The organism is Microbacterium sp. SORGH_AS_1204 (assembly GCF_030818935.1).
In the GTDB taxonomy this organism is placed as follows: domain Bacteria; phylum Actinomycetota; class Actinomycetes; order Actinomycetales; family Microbacteriaceae; genus Microbacterium.
Genome location: NZ_JAUTBD010000001.1, coordinates 151,785 through 168,990, shown reverse-complemented (window position 1 = coordinate 168,990; position 17,206 = coordinate 151,785). Strand labels below are relative to the sequence as shown.

Sequence of the window (17,206 nt, the reverse complement as noted above, 5' to 3'; positions counted from 1 at the left end):
CCCCCTCCGCCGTCATTCCTCGAGAACGGCCAGGACGTTGCCGGCCGGGTCACGGAACCACGCGATGAGCGGGCCACCCTCGCGCATGATCCCCCGGGAATCGGTGGGGAAATTCGCGTCGTCGTAGATCTTCGTCTCGACACCACGAGAGCGCAGGTCGTCGACGGCCGCCTCGACATCGGCGACGGGGAAATTCAGCACCGTGAACGAGGCGGGCTCGTGATGGGGCTTGCCGTAGACCAGCACACGGCCACCCGATCCCAGGTGCAAGGTGAGGAAGCCCGAGCCCTCGAGCACCTCGACCGTGAGCCCGAGGGTGTCGGCGTAGAAACGATGGGCGGCGTCGAGGTCATCGACCGCGAAACCGGAGTACGCACCGTCGGCATGGAACATCGTTCTCTCCTTTCGTCATGACGCCACGTAGGCCGTGACGCTCTCGGATAAGCGGAAGGGGATGCCGCGGACGTTGGCTTCGCCGGGGTCGCCGATCGCGACGGTGAGGGCTTCCGGGGGCGCGACCGGCGCGGCATCCGGGGGCGCATTGGCCGGCGCGGCATCCAGGAACCCGCCGGCCGGCTCGGCACCCGGGGGCGCGAACGACGGGCCCCTCACTGGTCGCGCCCCGGGGCCGTGGCATCCAGCGCATCCGCCGCACCGACGAGCGCCAGGTGCGACAGAGCCTGCGGAGTGTTGCCCGCCTGCCGGCCCGTCGTGGGGTCGTACTCCTCTGACAGCAGGCCGAGGTCGTTCGCCACCGCGGTCAGACGGTGCATCAGCGCCACGGCCTCGTCGCGCCGACCGCTGTTGGCGTACTGCCCGACGAGCCAGAACGAGCACGCGAGGAACGGGTGCTCATCGCCCATCAGCCCGTCGACGCCGGTCGTGCGGTAGCGCAGCAGCCACCCGTCGGGCATGAGGGTCTCTTCCATGCGGGCGACGGTCGCCAGCATGCGGGGGTCGTCGTAGGCGCAGAAGCCCACCTGCGGCAGCACGAGGAGCGAGGCGTCGACCTCGTCGGAGTCGAAGTGCTGGGTGAACCACCCGCCCTCGTGCACACCTCGCGCGTCGATGTCGGCCCGCACCCGGTCGCGCAGCGTGCGCCACGTCTCGACCTCGCCGTCGTGCCCGCCCTCGTCGACGGCCCGGATGCCGCGGTCGAACGCCGCCCACACCATCGCCCGCGAGTGGGTGAAGAAGTGCGGGTCGCCGCGCATCTCCCAGATGCCGAGGTCGGGCTTGTCGACCTCGCCCGCGAGCTGGTTCAGCAGGGCGCGCTGGAGCGACCACGAGAACGTCGTCTCTTCGACGCCGGCGTTCCGCGCCGCCTCGAGGGCCACCATGACTTCGCCGATGACGTCGGCCTGATACTGCGTGACCGCGCCGTTTCCGATTCGGACGGGCGCAGCACCCCCGTACCCGGGAAGACTCGGGATCTCTCGCTCGGGGAGATCTCGCTCCCCCGCGACGCCGTACATGATCTGCACGTCGGCCGGGTCGCCCGCGATCGCCCGCAGCAGCCACGTGCGCCAGTGCTGCGCGGCATCGAGGTAGCCGTGGTCGATGTAGGCGCTGAGGGTGAGCGCGGCGTCGCGCAGCCAGACGTAGCGGTAGTCCCAGTTGCGCGAGCCGCCGAAGGACTCGGGGAGCGACGTGGTCGCCGCCGCGACGATTCCGCCGGTCTCGGTGTGCGTGAGGGCGCGCAACACCATGAGCGAGCGCGTCACGAGCGCCGCGTGCGTCCCGGCCGACTGCACCCGATCCGCCCACGCGGCCCACCATTCGCGCGTGCGTTCGAGCGCGGACTCGACGTCGAACGCCGCCGGCGCATCGCGCCACGACGGACCCCACGCCAGCACCGAGTCGACGCTCACGCCGGCCTCGGTGGTCCAGCGGCCGCGGTGGGAGGTGTCGGCGGCGATCAGGCGGGGACCCCGGATCGTGACGGCATCCGGCCCCGCCACGGCGAGGATCGCGTGCTCGCCGCCGCGCCCCACCTGCCGCACCCACGGCACCGCCCGGGCGTAGTCGAAGCGAAGCCGCACCTCGCTGAGGAAGTCGACCTCGCCCGACACCCCGACCACGCGCCGGATGAGGGCGTCGACGCCCTCGTCGACCGGCATCGCGTCATAGACGTCGGCAATCCCGGTCGCCGTCTCCCACCTCGTGACGAGCACGAACGTGTCGCCGTCGTAGCGCCGCGTCGCCCGCGCGTCGGGATCGGCGGGGCGCATCGACCACGCGCCGTGCGACTCGTCACCGAGCAGGGCCGCGAACATCGAACCGCTGTCGTAACGCGGCAGGCACAGCCAATCGACACGGCCGTCGCGAGAGACCAGCGCGGCGGAGCGGCAGTTGCTGAGGAGGGCGTACTGCTCGATCGGTGTGGTCACCCTCGGATCATGGCAGAGGCCTCCGACATCGTGGCCGTGCGTCGCGCTAGTGGCATCCATGTGCCCGCTGCAAGCATCCTGCCCGTGTCGGAGGGGAGCGCTACGGTGGCCGCATGACGGCGGACACCACCCTGATCATCCTCGGCGCCTCGGGCGACCTCACCTCCCGGCTGCTGCTGCCGGCGCTCGGGCAGCTGCTGACGCGCGAGCCCGGCCGCTCCGTCCGGCTGCACGGTGCGGGCATGGAGGACTGGACCGATGAGCACTGGCGCGAGGTCGTGCAGAAGGCGTTCCAGACGACGGATGCCGCAGCCGCGTTCGCCGCGGTGTCCGAGACGACGTACTCACGCGCCGACATCACCGAGCCCGCCGATCTGCAGAAGCTGCTCGACGACGCCGAGGGTCGACCCGCTCTGTACTTCGCCGTGCCCCCGGCGGTCGCCGAGAAGTCGTGCCTCGCGCTGAGCGACGTGAACATTCCCGACGGCACGGTGCTCGCCCTCGAGAAGCCGTTCGGCACCGACGAGGCCAGCGCCCACCGCCTCAATCAGCAGCTGGCGAAACTCGTACCCGAAGACCAGGTCTTCCGCATCGACCACTTCCTCGGGCGATCCACCGTGCTCAACCTGCTGGGCGCCCGCTTCGCCAACCGCCTGCTCGAGAGCGTGTGGTCGGCCGACGACATCGCGTCGGTCGAGATCGACTACCCCGAAGCGCTCGGTCTCGAAGGCCGCGCCGGCTACTACGACGGTGCGGGCGCGCTCGTCGACATGATCCAGAGCCACCTGCTGCAGGTCATGGCGTTCGTGACGATGGAGCCCCCGGCATCCCTCAACCAGCTCGATCTGCGCGACGCCACGTCCGCCGTGCTGCGCGCGACGCACGTGCGCGACGACGATCCCGTGCGCAACTCGCGTCGCGCGCGCTACACCGCGGGTGACGTCGGCGACCGTCACTTCACCTCGTACGTCGACGAACCGGGCGTCGACCCCGCGCGCGGCACCGAGACCCTCGCCGAGATGACCGTGGAGGTGCGCAACGCCCGCTGGCAGGGCGTGCCCATCACGCTGCGCTCCGGCAAGGCGCTGAGTTCGGGCCACCGCGCGGTCACGGTCGCGTTCAAGCCGGTGCGGCACCTGCCCGGCGGCTTCAACGGGGAGAGCGAGCCGTCGGTGCTCGTCTTCTCGCTCGGCCCCGACACCATGAGCCTCGGCCTCAACGTCAACGGCGCCGACGACCCCCTCGAACTCGAGCGCGTGACGCTGGCCGCCGACCTCGGCGAGGGCGCGCTCAAGGCCTATGGCGAGGTGCTCTCCGGCATCCTCGACGGCGACGCGATGCTCGCCGTCCGCGGTGACGCCGCCGAGCAGTGCTGGCGCATCGTGCAGCCGGTCATCGACGCGTGGCGCAAGAACGAGGTGCCGCTCGACGAGTACGCGGCGGGCACCGCGGGACCAGCATCTTGGAATCTGTGAGACGGATGTCGAGGGTCTGACCCGCGCGGCGCGGTGCCGTGCGGTGCGGTGCCGGGCCGGGCGGTGCGGTGCCGGGCCGGGCGGTGCGGTGCGGTGCCGGGCCGGGCGGTGCGGTGCGGTCCGGCGCCGGGCCGTGCGGTGCCGGACCGTGCGGTGCGGTGCGGCGCCGTGCACAACGGCGGAAACGTTCCCTGACACGCCGACAACCGGCATCCGCCGCGGCCGCCGGTGTGCACAACGGCGGAGGTTCTTCCCGACACGCCGACCACTGGCATCCGCCCACCGGCGTGTCGCCGATGAATTCTGCCGTTGTGTCCGCCAGCCCCGGCCGCCCGCCCGACGCACCGCCCACCCCGCCCGCCCACCTCCCGCTGCACCCGACCCACCCCCGCACCCGCCGGCGTGCACAACCGCAGAAGTTCTTCGCGACACGCCGACCACTGGCATCCGCCCACCGGCGCGTCGCCCACCCTCTCCGCCGTTGTGCACGGACCGGCCCACGCACGCGGACCGGCCTCGCACGCCGACCGACGCATGACGTCACACGGGAACATCTCGCGCATGACCCGCGTTCACTGGATCGGGTCAACGGCGTCCCGGTTCAGTTTCCGTTCTCAGGAGGACCCATGTCTCTCGTTCTCGATCGCACCGCCCCCACTGACGCTCCCATCCTCGACGTGCTCGCCGAGCGGTGGAGCACCCGCGTCTTCGACGCCGAGACGCCCATCGACGAAGAGGCGCTGCGCTCGGCCCTCGAGGCCGCCCGCTGGGCGCCGTCGGGCATGAACTTCCAGCCGTGGCGATTCATCGTGGCCCGCCGCGGCACCGCCGCGCACCAGCGCCTCGTCTCGACCCTCATGGGCTTCAACCAGGCGTGGGCGCCCGCGGCCGGCGCGCTCGTCGTCGTGCTCGCCGAGACCGAGACCGAAGACGGTGAGGCCCGCACCTGGGCGCTGTACGACAGCGGTCAGGCCGCCGCGCACTTCACCGTGCAGGCGCACGCCGGAGGCCTCGCGACGCACCAGATGGGCGGCTTCGTCGCCGACGACCTGCGCGCGGCCTTCGATATCGACGCGCGCTTCACCCCCGTCACCGTGATCGCCGTCGGCGCCCTCGGCGACATCGATGCCGCCGAAGAGGGCCTGCGTCAGCGCGAACTCGCCCCGCGCGAGCGCCGCACGGTCGCGGAGTCGCTGCTCGTCGACGACTGAGCCGCGGATTCATCCCGAGAAACGCCGTTTCGATCGAGACACGCACTGCCGCGTCGTGTCTCGATCGGGACGGCGTTTCTCGCTGACCGACGCGCCTGCGACCCCCGAGCGCACGGCGGACAGCCCCGATGCGCGAGAGGGGATGCCACGCCTCACGCGCGGCATCCCCTCTGCTGTGGGAACTACTCGACGATCTCCGCCTCGATCACGTCGTCGTCCGACTCCTCCACCGCCGGGCCCGTGCTCACCAGCATGAGCGAATCGCCGTCGCTCGCCACGTCGACCCGCACGATGTCGCCGTCGCGCACCGAGCCGGCCAGGATCGCCATCGCCAGACGGTTCTGGATCTCGGTCTGGATGAGCCGTCGCAGCGGCCGCGCTCCGTACACGGGGTCGTAGCCGCGCTCGGCGAGCCACGAGCGGGCGTCGGGCGTGACCGCGAGGGTCAGTCGGCGCTCGCGCAGGCGCTTGTGCAGCGCGTCGACCGCAAGCTCGACGATCTGGGCGAGGTCGTCCTGGCTGAGCGCCTGGAAGATCACGATGTCGTCGAGACGGTTCACGAACTCGGGCTTGAACGCCTGGCGCACCAGCGCCTGCACCTGCTCGCGCTTGGCATCCATCGAGAGGGTCGGGTCGATGAGGATCGGCGAACCGAGGTTCGAGGTGAGGATCAGGATGACGTTGGTGAAGTCGACCGTGCGGCCTTGGCCGTCGGTCAGGCGCCCGTCGTCCATGACCTGCAGCAGCACGTCGAACACCTCGGGGTGCGCCTTCTCCACCTCGTCGAGCAGCACGACGCTGTAGGGACGCCGGCGCACCGCCTCGGTCAGCTGGCCGCCTGCCTCGTAGCCGACGTACCCCGGAGGGGCGCCGACCAAGCGCGAGACCGAGTGCTTCTCTCCGTACTCCGACATGTCGATGCGCACCATGGCGTGCTCGTCGTCGAAGAGGAAGTCCGCGAGCGACTTCGCCAGCTCGGTCTTGCCGACACCGGTCGGGCCGAGGAAAAGGAACGATCCGACCGGGCGGTGCGGGTCGCTGATGCCGGCGCGCGAGCGACGGACGGCGTCGGACACCGCCTTCACGGCATCCCGCTGTCCGATGAGGCGCTTGCCGAGCTCGCGCTCGAGGTGCAGCAGCTTCTCGGTCTCGCCCTGCAGCAGGCGCCCCACCGGGATGCCGGTCCAGGCGGCGATGACCGCGGCGATGTCTTCGTCGGTCACCTGGTCGTTCACCATGCGATCGCCGGCGGGCTCCTCGCGCTCGGCGGTCATGAGTTCGCGCTCGAGAGCCGGGATCTCGGCGTACAGCAGTCGTGACGCGCGCTCGAGGTTGCCCTCGCGCTGGGCCCGTTCGGCGTCGACGCGCGCGGCATCCAGTCGGGTTTTGAGCTCACCGACGCGGTTGAGTGACGCACGTTCGCGCTCCCACCGGGCCTGCAGCTCGTCGAGCTTGGCCTGCTCGGAGGCGAGGGCCTCGCGTAACGCCGCCAGGCGCTCCTTCGAGGCGTCGTCCTTCTCTTTCTTCAGCGCCAGCTCTTCGAGCTTGAGGCGGTCGACGTGCCGCCGCAGCTCGTCGATCTCGAGCGGGGCGGAGTCGATCTCCATGCGCAGGCGCGACGCGGCCTCGTCGATCAGGTCGATCGCCTTGTCAGGCAGCTGGCGCGCGGGGATGTATCGGTTCGACAGGGATGCCGCGGCCACCAGCGCCGCGTCGGCGATGGCGACCTTATGGTGCGCCTCGTACCGCTCCTTGAGGCCGCGGAGGATCGCGACGGTGTCCTCCACCGTGGGCTCGCCGACGTAGACCTGCTGGAAGCGCCGCTCGAGCGCGGCATCCTTCTCGATGAACTCGCGGTACTCGTCGAGCGTGGTCGCGCCGATCAGGCGCAGCTCGCCGCGGGCGAGCATGGGCTTGAGCATGTTGGAGGCCGCGACCGAGCCCTCGCCGCCGCCCGCGCCCATGAGCACGTGCAGCTCGTCGATGAACGTGATGACGCGCCCGTCGGACTCGGTGATCTCTTTCAGGACGCTCTTGAGGCGCTCCTCGAACTGGCCGCGGTACATGGCCCCGGCGACGAGCGCCGAGATGTCGAGCGACACGAGCTCTTTGTTCTTCAGACTCTCGGCGACGTCGCCCGCGACGATGCGCTGAGCGAGACCCTCGACGACGGCGGTCTTGCCGACGCCGGGCTCGCCGATGAGCACGGGGTTGTTCTTGGTGCGCCGGGTGAGCACCTGGCTGACGCGGCGGATCTCGCCGTCGCGCCCGATCACGGGGTCGAGCTTGCCCTGACGGGCCCGGTCGGTGAGGTTGATGCCGAATTGTTCGAGGGCGCTGCGCGCGTCCTCCTGCCCCGGCTGTTGTGTGGCGTTCATCTGTTCTCCTGGAAGTCGGTTCGCTCTCACTCAAACTTGAGCGGCGTTGACTCAAGTTTAGCACCCGCATCAGAGCGGGACAATGGATGCCACGAGCTCGACGCCACCGCCGTTCCCGCGCCGCGTCGCCCCCGCGCCGCGCTGGCGCACCAGATCACGCGCTCTGGACGAGACCACCCGCCATGCGGTGCGATCTCGACGAGGTCACGTGATCTCGCCGACCCACGCGGGGCGGAACAATCAGGCGGGCACGGGCTCCGCCGCGGCGGCGACCGCAGCGACGGATGCCGTCTCCTCGGGCCCCGTGCACGAGAACCGCGCGCGGTAGGCGGTGGGGGTGAGCCCCATCGTGCGGGCGAAGTTCTGCCGCAGCACCGCCGCAGAACCGAACCCGCACTCCGTCGCGATCCGGTCGAGGCCGAGATCGGTCTCCTCGAGCAGCCGCTGCGCGTGCAGCAGACGTTGACGGGCGAGCCAGGCCGCCGGCGTCGCACCGAGGTCGGCCTTGAACCGTCGGGCGAAGGTACGCGGGGACATGTGGGCACGCGCGGCCAGCCGATCGACCGAGAGTTCGGCATCCAGGTTCTGCAGCATCCACTCGGTCACCGGGGCCAACGAGAGAGACGAGTCGATCGGGATCGGTGAGGCGATGAACTGCGCCTGCCCGCCATCGCGCTGCGGAGCGACGACCATGCGCCGGGCGATGCGGTTGGTGAGTTCGGAACCCAGTTCCTGGCGCAGCAGGTGAAGACTCGCGTCGAGGCCCGCGGCGGTGCCGGCACTGGTGATGATGTTGCCCGACTGCACGTACAGCACATCGGGATCGACCTCGATCTGCGGGTACATCCGGCTGAGCGTGTCGGTGTATCGCCAGTGCGTCGTCGCGCGCTTGCCATCCAGGACCCCGGATGCCGCGATGACGAACGACCCGCTGCAGACGCTCAACAACCAGGCTCCGCGGGCGTGTGCGGCGCGAACCACCTCGATCACGCGGGGGTCCACCGACGCCCACGACGACCGCGGGATGGGGGCGAGAACGAGGATGTCGACGTCGGCCGCCGCCTCCAGACCGCGCTCGACGTTGACCGAAAAGCCGATGTTCGACGGCACGACGCCCGGATCGGGCGCGACGATGCGGAAGTCGAAGTTCGGGATGCCGTCGTCGCTACGGTCGAGCCCGAACGCCTCGCACGCGAGTCCGAACTCGAACGGGGCGAACCCCGGCTGGATGACGACGGCGACCGAGCGCATATGAACCTCCGATGTGGCAGAAATATGACGACTGACGTCCATCATGCCACTCGTGGGCACCATTCCTCTACCCGTAGCTTTCCTGCCATGGCTTACTTCATCGCTCTCGGCATCCTGTCCCTCGCCGGCATCATCGGAACCGTCTGGCTCGTGCGCACCGACGGTTACGGCCGCATTCCCACCGACCCGTCGCGGGTCGCAGCCCGCGCCGATCGATCCGCTCGCACGCAGCACGCGCCCGCCGCGGCGCCGGGCGTGGAGGCCGCGCGACCGAGCCTGCAGGTCTCGGCGCCGTCGGGCGTGGAGGCCGCGCGACCGAGCCTCCAGGTCTCGGCGCCGTCGACGGCGCCGGTCACGCGCCCGCTGCGCATCGCTCGAGCGAAGTGATCTCGGAGCCCTGCGGCACGAATACCCCCGCACCATGCGTGCACAACGGCAGGAGAAACCAACGACACGCCGACACCGGATGCCACCACCCCGGCGCGTCGCAGAAACCCCCGCCGTTATGCACGCGGCACCCACCACGGCCCGACCCCATACGTCCTGACCACGGAGCCCGTAGCCACCACACCAAGCCCGTGCACAACGGCAGGAGAAACCAACGACACGCCGACACCGGATGCCACCACCCCGGCGTGTCGCAGAAACGCCCGCCATTGTGCACGCGGCACCCACCACGGCGCGACCCGGACGTCCTGACCACGGAGCCCGTCGCCACCACACCAAACCCGTGCACAACGGCAGGAGAAACCAACGACACGCCGACACCGGATACCACCACCCCGGCGCGTCGCAGAAACGCCCGCCATTGTGCACGCGGCACCCACCACGGCGCGACCCGGACGTCGCGACCACAAAGCCCGTCGCCCCGACGACGTGTGCGGGGCCTCGGCCCCACCGCTGGGCACCGAACTCAGCCGCAGCGCCGAGTCTCAGCGCCCGGCGGCGACCACCCGGCGATAGACGTCGATCATCGCGGCCGTGCGAGACGACTGGCGGAACCGCTCAGCGATCGAGGCGTCCGGTCCGACGGCAGTGCCTGCGGCGATGTCGGCCGTCGCCCGGCGCAGGGCGTTCGCGAGCGCCGGAACGGTGGCATCCGCCACCGTCCACGTTCCCGATCCGAGTTCACCGGCGATGTCCGGGTCACTGACCACGGCGGGCGTGCCGAGGGACGCGGCCTCGAAGACGGTCATCCCTTGCGTTTCGAACCCGATCGAGGTCTGCACCACCGCGTCCGCGTCGGCCAAGCGCCGCAGCGTCTCGGCGTAGGGCAGCCGGCCGGCGAAGGTCACCGTCGCCTGCGGGGCCCCGCGCTCGACGAGCCGACGCGCGGCCCGCCCCTGCGCTCCCCCGCCGATCACCTCGATGTCGGCGTCGATTCCCGACGCGATCACGGCTTCGAGGAAGGGCAGGAGCCGCTTCTCGGGGCTCATGCGCCCGAGCCAGACGAAGCGCGGACGACCCGGACGGCGCACCGACGCCTCGACCGAGAGGGCGGCGTCGAGCACGTCGTCGTCGATGCCGTTCCAGACGACGTCGACGGCGGGCGTCACGCCGTGCCGCTCGAGGCGGCGGGCGAAGTGCGACGAGGGGGCGGTCACAGCGCGCGAGAGACGGGCGAGGCGGCGCAGATACGCCCACCCGTCAGTGGCGCCGAGCGTCGCCGCACGGCCGTGAGCCATGGCATCCCTTCCCCCCTCGCCAGGATCGCTCGTGTCGCGAGAGTCGCCGGCCGGGCGCTGCGAGCTCCGAGCGTTCGGGCGTGCGTCGGCCGCACCCGGCAGGACCCGACGCGCCCAGGCATTGAGCACGCGCAACACGAGCCGTGGAAAGGGAGCCGTCGCTTCGATTCCCACGTCGACGCGGTTGTGCATCGTGTGCACGACGGGCAGGCCGTGCCGGGCCGCATAGCGGTGGCCGATGAACGCGCCCCAGAAGTCGGCCTGCACGTGCACGACGTCGACGGGGAGCCGCGCACCCATCTGCGCGTCGACGAAACGATCGGTGCGGGCGCCCGGCCAGGAGAGCGCGTACTCGCGGTCGGGCGTGATCGGGATCGAGGGCATGTCGAGGTAGGCGGCGTCGCCGGGCGCCTCGCGATGCAGCCTCGGTGCCACCACGGTCACGACGTGTCCCGCGCGCTCGAGAAATCTCTTCTGCAGCCGCATCGACACCTGCGCTCCGCCGAGCGACTCGAGGTGCTGGTCGGCGAACATGACGACGTGCACGCGGTTACTCCGGCAGGGGTCGCCCGCGGTAGAGCGCCTCGAACGTGTCGAGGGTGCGGGTGATGTCATGAACCGCGACCTCGTCGAGCGACGCCTGCTGCATCCGCAACCGCTCCTCGGGAGAGGCGGTCAGCACGTCGGTGACGCGCGCGGCGAGCCCTTCGGCGTCACCCGGTTCGAACAGGTAACCGTTCTCGCCGTGGTGCACGAGGTGCGGGAGGGCGACGGCATTGGCGGCCACGATGGGGAGTCCGGATGCCATGGCCTCCATCGTCGCGATGGACTGGAGCTCGGCGATCGAGGCGATGACGAAGACACTCGCCCGCGAGTAGAGCGCGCGCAGGTCTTCTTCGGAGGCGTGGCCGTGGAACGTGACGCGCCCGGCGACGCCGAGTTGCTGGGCGAGGGCCTCGAGCTTGGGCCGCTGGTCACCGCCGCCGACGATGTCGAAGGTGACGTCGAGGGCCGGGTCGAGCTGCGCGAGGGCCTTGAGTGCGACGTCGATGTGCTTCTCGGTCGTGAGACGCCCGACGAAGAGCAGCCGGTTCTTGTCGCGCGGAGTGAGGTCCGGGCGGTAATTGGCACGGTCGATGCCGCACGAGATGGGAATGACGCCCGTGATGTCGATCGTCTTCTCGAGGAAGTCGGCCGCCCGACGGGTCGGCGTGGTGACGGCGCGGGTCATCTTGAACGTGCGCTCGGCGTCAGCCCACGCGAGCTTCACGAAGATGCGGTCGAGGAAGTCGGGGAGGGTGGTGAAGTCGAGGATGTTCTCGGCCATCACGTGATTGGTCGCGACGACGGGGATGCCGCGCTTGCGCGCCTCCCGCGTGAGACCGCGACCGATGACGATGTGCGACTGGATGTGCACCACGTCGGGCTTGACCTCGTCGAGCACGATGCGCGCGTAGTGCTTCGAGCGCCACGGGAGCACGTACGTGATCCAGTCGTGCGGGCGGAAGCGGAACGCGGGGAGTCGATGCATGGTCATCGGCTGACCCTCGACCGTCTCGGTCGCGGTGCCGGCGTTGCTGTGGCCGATGCTGGGCGCGGCGACGTGCACGTCGTGGCCGCGCGCGACGAGCCCGGCGGCCAGACGCTCGGCGAAGCGCGCGGCACCGTTGACGTGCGGAAGGAAGGTGTCGGCGCCGATGAGGATGCGCAGGGGGCGGTCCTCTGTGCGGGCAGTCGTGGCGTCGGCGGAGGCGGACGGCGCCGCCGCGGCAGGCTCGGCCGCGGAGGCTGCGGGCTCGGCCGGCGGGGCGGGCGTCGCCGCCACCGCGGGCTCAGCCGCAGAGGAGGGCGCCGCCGCGGCAGGCTCAGCAGCAGAGGCTGCGGGCTCGGCCGGCGGGGCGGGCGTCGCCGCGGCAGGCTCGGCCGCAGAGGCAGCGGGCTCGGCCGACGAGCCGGGCGTCGCTGCTGCGGGCGATTCGGCGGGGACGCCGGAGGCGGAATGGTCGGCGGGCGTCGCAGGAGTGGTCACGTACGGTGAGGCCTATCTGTGCGGCGGGCGGTTCGCGCGGGGCGGGTCGAGCGTTCGTCCACCCTACCCGAGCGGGTTTTGCGACCCCGGGAGGCATCCCCAGGGTGGGTTGCGCCCGGCCCGGCCGCGGCCGGTGACGGCCGCCGCGGGTGGCCTCGGCCTCCGGGGGCGCTCCCCGCTGCGGCTGGCGCGGCGCCGCGCGGCGCCCGCCCCCTGCGACGGCCGGCACGGGCGCCGGGCGTGGTTCGCCCCCTGCGGCGCGAACCACCCGCCCCGGAACGCAGCTCACGCGCCGGACGCCGCTCCGCCTGACGAGGCTCACGCGAACAACGCAGCACTCCAGGTTCGGGGCAGGATTTGCCACGTGGGGCACGAGATACCCGCCCCAAAGAGCAGAAATCGCCCCAAACCGGACGTCAGCCCTCAACGCTGTGCAAGGTGTACCGGGAACGACGACGCCCGCCCGCGCCCGATCTTGCGGAGGCCAACCGCAAGTGACCCGGGATTGGGGCGGGATCCGCCACTCGGGGCACGAAGAACCCGCCCCAAAGAGCAGAATCCGTCCCAAACCCGGAGGCCCAACGCTGTGCAAGCTGTACCGGGAACGACGACGCCCACCCGCGCCAGGCCCGATCTCGCGAAGACGACCACGCCCGCACCGACGACGCGCCGACGACCCGCGAGTACGCCCAAATCGGGGCGGAATCCGCCACTCGGGGCACTAATCACCCGCCCCAAAGAGCAGAAGCCGCTCCAAACGAGACGCCCCCCCCCCCCCCCCCGAACGCCATTGCGAGCGGCACGGGCCACGACGAAGCCCGCTCGGCGCGAGGCGGAGCGGGCTTCGGATCGTGTCGAAGGGCCGGGGTTACCCCTTCCCGTCCAGACGGGGGTCGGGCGTGGGCGCACCGTGCGCCGGGCGCGGCGGTCCGTCGGTGCCCGCGGGGGCTGGGACCTCGGATGCCGCCGCCGCGAACGTCGACACCACCTCGGCGTCGTCGGTTGCCGGTGCGCGCTGAGGGTCGGCGCCCGGCGGGGCCTCGGCGACGTCGGGGTCGGCCGCTGCCTGCTCGAACTGCGAGCGATACAGGCGGTAATACGCTCCCTCGGCGGCGATGAGTTCGTCGTGCGTGCCCTTCTCGACGATGTCGCCGTGCTCCATCACGAGGATGAGGTCGGCGTCGCGAATGGTCGAGAGGCGGTGCGCGATGACGAACGACGTGCGCCCCTCGCGAAGCGCGGCCATCGCCTGCTGCAGCAGCAGCTCGGTGCGGGTGTCGACCGACGACGTCGCCTCGTCGAGGATCAACACCGACGGGCGGGCAACGAACGCGCGCGCGATGGTGATGAGCTGCCGCTCTCCAGCCGAGACGTTGGCGGCGTCTTCGTCGAGCACGGTGTCGTAGCCCTCGGGCAGTGAGTGCACGAACTGGTCGACGCGCGTGGCGACAGCGGCCTCGACGATCTCGTCGTCGGTGGCGCTCTCGCGGCCGTAGCGGATGTTGTCGCGGATGGAGCCCGCGAACAGCCACGGATCCTGCAGCACCATGCCGGTGCGCGCACGGACATCGTCGCGACGCAGATCGGCGATGTTCTGCCCGTCGATGAGGATGCGGCCGCCGTCGAGCTCGTAGAACCGCATGATGAGGTTGACCAGTGTCGTCTTGCCGGCGCCGGTGGGACCGACGATCGCGACCGTCTGACCGGGTTCGACGCGGAATGACAGATCGGTGATGAGCGGCCGCTCCGGCGTGTAGGCGAAGCGGACGCTCTCGAACTCGATGACGCCGCGACCATCGACGTGGGCGGGGGCATCCGCCGCGTCCGGGTCTTGTTCGTCGGCGTCGAGGAGGGCGAAGACGCGCTCCGCCGACGCCGTGCCCGACTGCACCACCGCGGCCATGCCGCCCAGCTGCGACAGCGGCTGGGTGAACTGCTGCGAGTACTGGATGAACGCCTGCACGTCGCCCAGGCGCAGCTGGCCGCCGGCCACCATGAGCCCGCCGAGCACGGCGATGCCGACGTAGGTCAGGTTTCCGACGAACATCATGCCGGGCATGATCATGCCGGAGAGGAACTGGGCCTTGAAGCTCGCCTGGTAGAGCTCCTCGTTCTCGATCTCGAACGTGTCGCGGGCGTCTTTCTCGCGGCCGTACACCTTGACCAGCGCGTGGCCCGAGAACGACTCCTCGACGCGCGCGTTGAGGCGACCCACCTTCTTCCACTGCTCGCCGAAGGCCTTCTGCGACTTCGGTCCGATGACGCCGAAGATCACGGCCATCAGCGGCAGGGACACGAGGGCGACGAGCGCGAGCTGCCACGAGATCGTGAACATCATGATGAGCACGCCTACGACCGTGAGCACCGACGTCAGCGCGCTCGAGAGCGACTGCTGCATCGTCTGCGTGATGTTGTCGATGTCGTTGGTGACGCGGGAGATCAGTTCGCCGCGCTGCACCTTGTCGAAGTACGACAGCGGCAGGCGGTTGATCTTCGCTTCGACGTCTTCGCGCAGGCGCCACATGGTGCGGACCATGATGACGTTGATGACGTAGCCCTGGATCCACGACAGAAGCGACGAGCCGACGTAGATGGCCAGCACCGCCACGACGACGAGACGCAACGCGTCGAAATCGATGCCCGCACCGACCGAGAAGTTGTTCATCGCGCCGACGATGTTGGCGATGTCGCCCTGGCCCGCCGCGCGCAGGGCCTCGACGACCTCCACCTGCGATGTGCCGGCCGGGAACTGTTCGGCGAGCCCTTTCGAGACCACGCCTTCGAAGATGATGTTCGTCGCGTCTCCGAGCACCCGCGGGGCGAGCACCGCCAGCACGACGCCGACAGCCCCCAGGATCGACACGAAGGTGAAGGCCGCGGCGTAGGGGCGCAGAAGGCCGATCAGCCGTCGGAAGCTGGGGCCGAAGTTCGAGGCCTTCCCGGGCGCGACGCTGTCCCAGTCGCCGGAGTTGAGTCGGGCCTGCTCGGCGAGCTCGAGTTCGGCGCGCTCCTCTTCGGTCAGGGCATCGGTGGTGCTCACGCTTCCACCCCCAGCTGCGACTCGACGATCTCCCGGTAGGTGCTGCTCGTCTGCAGGAGTTCGTCGTGCGTGCCGACGCCGGCCAGCCGACCCTCTTCGAGCACGACGATGCGGTCGGCGCCCGTGATGGTCGAGACGCGCTGCGCGACGACGATCTTGGTCACCTCGGGGAGTTCCTGCCACAGCGCCTGACGCAGCTTCGCGTCTGTGCTGAGGTCGAGCGCCGAGAAGGAGTCATCGAACACCAGCACCGCCGGTCGGTGAACGATGGCCCGTGCGATCGCGAGACGCTGGCGTTGGCCGCCCGAGACGTTCGTACCCCCTTGGGCGATGCGGGCGTCGAGCTGCCCGTCCATCGCCTCGACGAAGTCGCGTCCCTGCGCGATCTCGAGCGCTCGCCAGAGTTCGTCGTCGGTGGCGTCTTCGCGCCCGAAGCGGAGATTGGATGCCACCGTGCCGCTGAACAGGAAGGGGCGTTGCGGCACGAGCCCGATGCTCTTCCACAGCACGTCAAGGTCGGCCTCTCGGACATCGACCCCGCCCACCCGCACGGCGCCGGCCGTCACGTCGAACAGCCGCGGGATGAGCGAGACGAGCGTGGTCTTGCCCGCGCCCGTCGAGCCGACGATCGCGACGGTCTCGCCGGGTCGGGCGGCGAAGCTCACACCCGAGACCACGGGCGACTCGGCACCCGGGTAGGCGAACGCGACGTCGTCGAACTCGACGGCGCCGTGCTCGGGGAAGACGCTCACGGGGTTGGCAGGGCGCTCGAGGGTGGAGTGACTGTCGAGCACCTCGCCGATGCGCTCGGCCGAGACGGCGGCGCGGGGGATCATCACGGTCATGAAGCTCGCCATGAGCACGCCCATGAGGATCTGGGCGACGTACTGCATGAAGGCGAACAGCGTACCGATCTGCACGCTCCCCGCATCGACCTGGATGCCGCCGAACCAGATGACGCCGACCACGGTCACGTTGAGCACGAGCATCGCGAGCGGGAACAGCAGCACGAACAACGATCCGACTTTGCGGCCCACGATCATGATGTCGGTGTTGGCCCCGCGGAAGCGCTTCTCTTCGATGCGCTCGCGGACGAAAGCGCGCACCACTCGCACGCCGGTCAGCTGCTCGCGCATGATGCGGTTCACGGCGTCGAGCTTGGACTGGTAGCTGCGGAACAGCGGCACCATACGGGCGATGATGAGGCCGGCCGCGAGCAGCAGTGTGGGAACCGAGACGGCGATGAGCCAGCTGAGGCCCACGTCTTGCTGCAGCGCCATGAAGATGCCGCCGATCGCCAATAGCGGCGCGCTGACGAGCATGGTCGCGCCCATCATGGCGAGCATCTGCACCTGCTGCACGTCGTTGGTGTTGCGGGTGATGAGCGACCCCGCACCGAAGTGCGACAGCTCGCGCTCGGAGAAGCCGCTGACCTTCTCGAAGATGTCGCGGCGGATGTCGCGGCCCGCGGCCATCGCCGCGCGCGCCGCGAAGTAGGTCGCGATGATGGATGCCGCGATCTGGCCGAGCGAGATGGCCAGCATGAGCGAACCCTGCGACCAGATGAAGGCGGTGTCGCCCCTCGCGACGCCCTGGTCGATGATGTCGGCGTTCAGTCGGGGCAGATAGAGCGACGCCATCGCCGCCACGAACTGGAACACCAGCAGTGCGACGAGCAACCACCGATACCGGGAGAGGTAGCGGATGAGGATCTTGCCGAGCACGGCACCTCCGAACGATCGTGATG

Annotated in this window: 12 protein-coding genes; 3 read left to right on the top strand and 9 right to left on the bottom strand. The window is 70.3% G+C overall.

The genetic code is table 11. From position 1 onward, the window contains the following. Nucleotides 1-12: 12 nt before the first annotated feature. The 3 genes from QE410_RS00700 to QE410_RS00690 are packed head-to-tail and all read right to left on the bottom strand — an operon-like array spanning nt 13 to nt 2,390. Nucleotides 13-393, bottom strand: a complete 381-nt coding sequence (locus QE410_RS00700) for a VOC family protein (RefSeq protein WP_307326704.1) — start codon at nt 391-393, stop codon at nt 13-15. 15 nt (nt 394-408) lie between these two features. Beyond that, entirely contained in the window at nt 409-612 is a 204-nt protein-coding gene (locus QE410_RS00695; RefSeq protein WP_307326702.1) for a hypothetical protein, read from the bottom strand. Further along, nucleotides 609-2,390: a glycoside hydrolase family 15 protein gene (locus tag QE410_RS00690; protein WP_307326699.1), complete on the bottom strand. Its 1,782-nt coding sequence runs from the start codon at nt 2,388-2,390 to the stop codon at nt 609-611. The genes QE410_RS00695 and QE410_RS00690 overlap by 4 nt, the downstream gene beginning before the upstream one ends. Nucleotides 2,391-2,503: 113 nt before the next feature. On the opposite strand from QE410_RS00690, the gene QE410_RS00685 reads away from it, so the two are divergent. Both QE410_RS00685 and QE410_RS00680 read left to right on the top strand, forming a co-directional pair. Further along, the gene (locus QE410_RS00685; RefSeq protein ID WP_307326697.1) at nt 2,504-3,865 is read left to right on the top strand and encodes a glucose-6-phosphate dehydrogenase; all 1,362 of its coding nucleotides are present in this window, start codon (nt 2,504-2,506) and stop codon (nt 3,863-3,865) included. Between the two features lie 626 nt (nt 3,866-4,491). Continuing rightward, a complete protein-coding gene (locus QE410_RS00680) occupies nt 4,492-5,076 on the top strand; it encodes a nitroreductase family protein (RefSeq protein ID WP_307326695.1) in 585 nt (194 codons plus the stop codon). 182 nt (nt 5,077-5,258) lie between these two features. Here the strand turns inward: QE410_RS00680 and QE410_RS00675 are convergent, their stop codons facing one another. Further along, on the bottom strand, nt 5,259-7,454 hold the full coding sequence (locus QE410_RS00675) for an ATP-dependent Clp protease ATP-binding subunit (protein ID WP_307326693.1): 2,196 nt from the start codon (nt 7,452-7,454) through the stop codon (nt 5,259-5,261). Between the two features lie 240 nt (nt 7,455-7,694). Beyond that, nucleotides 7,695-8,705, bottom strand: a complete 1,011-nt coding sequence (locus QE410_RS00670) for a GlxA family transcriptional regulator (RefSeq protein WP_307326690.1) — start codon at nt 8,703-8,705, stop codon at nt 7,695-7,697. 87 nt (nt 8,706-8,792) lie between these two features. On the opposite strand from QE410_RS00670, the gene QE410_RS00665 reads away from it, so the two are divergent. After that, nucleotides 8,793-9,092 carry a hypothetical protein gene (locus QE410_RS00665; RefSeq protein ID WP_307326688.1) on the top strand — a complete coding sequence of 100 codons (300 nt, stop codon included), beginning with the start codon at nt 8,793-8,795 and terminating at the stop codon, nt 9,090-9,092. A 545-nt stretch (nt 9,093-9,637) separates the two neighbouring features. Here the strand turns inward: QE410_RS00665 and QE410_RS00660 are convergent. The 4 genes from QE410_RS00660 to QE410_RS00645 all read right to left on the bottom strand — a co-directional run bounded on the left by QE410_RS00660 (nt 9,638) and on the right by QE410_RS00645 (nt 17,183). Next, the gene (locus QE410_RS00660) at nt 9,638-10,936 is read right to left on the bottom strand and encodes a glycosyltransferase (protein ID WP_307326685.1); all 1,299 of its coding nucleotides are present in this window, start codon (nt 10,934-10,936) and stop codon (nt 9,638-9,640) included. A gap of 4 nt (nt 10,937-10,940) precedes the next feature. Further along, a complete protein-coding gene (locus tag QE410_RS00655) occupies nt 10,941-12,101 on the bottom strand; it encodes a glycosyltransferase (RefSeq protein WP_307334279.1) in 1,161 nt (386 codons plus the stop codon). A 1,186-nt stretch (nt 12,102-13,287) separates the two neighbouring features. Then, complete coding sequence (locus tag QE410_RS00650; protein ID WP_307326683.1) at nt 13,288-15,459, bottom strand: ABC transporter ATP-binding protein; 2,172 nt, start codon at nt 15,457-15,459, stop codon at nt 13,288-13,290. Further along, a complete protein-coding gene (locus tag QE410_RS00645; RefSeq protein ID WP_307326681.1) occupies nt 15,456-17,183 on the bottom strand; it encodes an ABC transporter ATP-binding protein in 1,728 nt (575 codons plus the stop codon). The genes QE410_RS00650 and QE410_RS00645 overlap by 4 nt, the downstream gene beginning before the upstream one ends. Between the last annotated feature and the right edge of the window lie 23 nt (nt 17,184-17,206).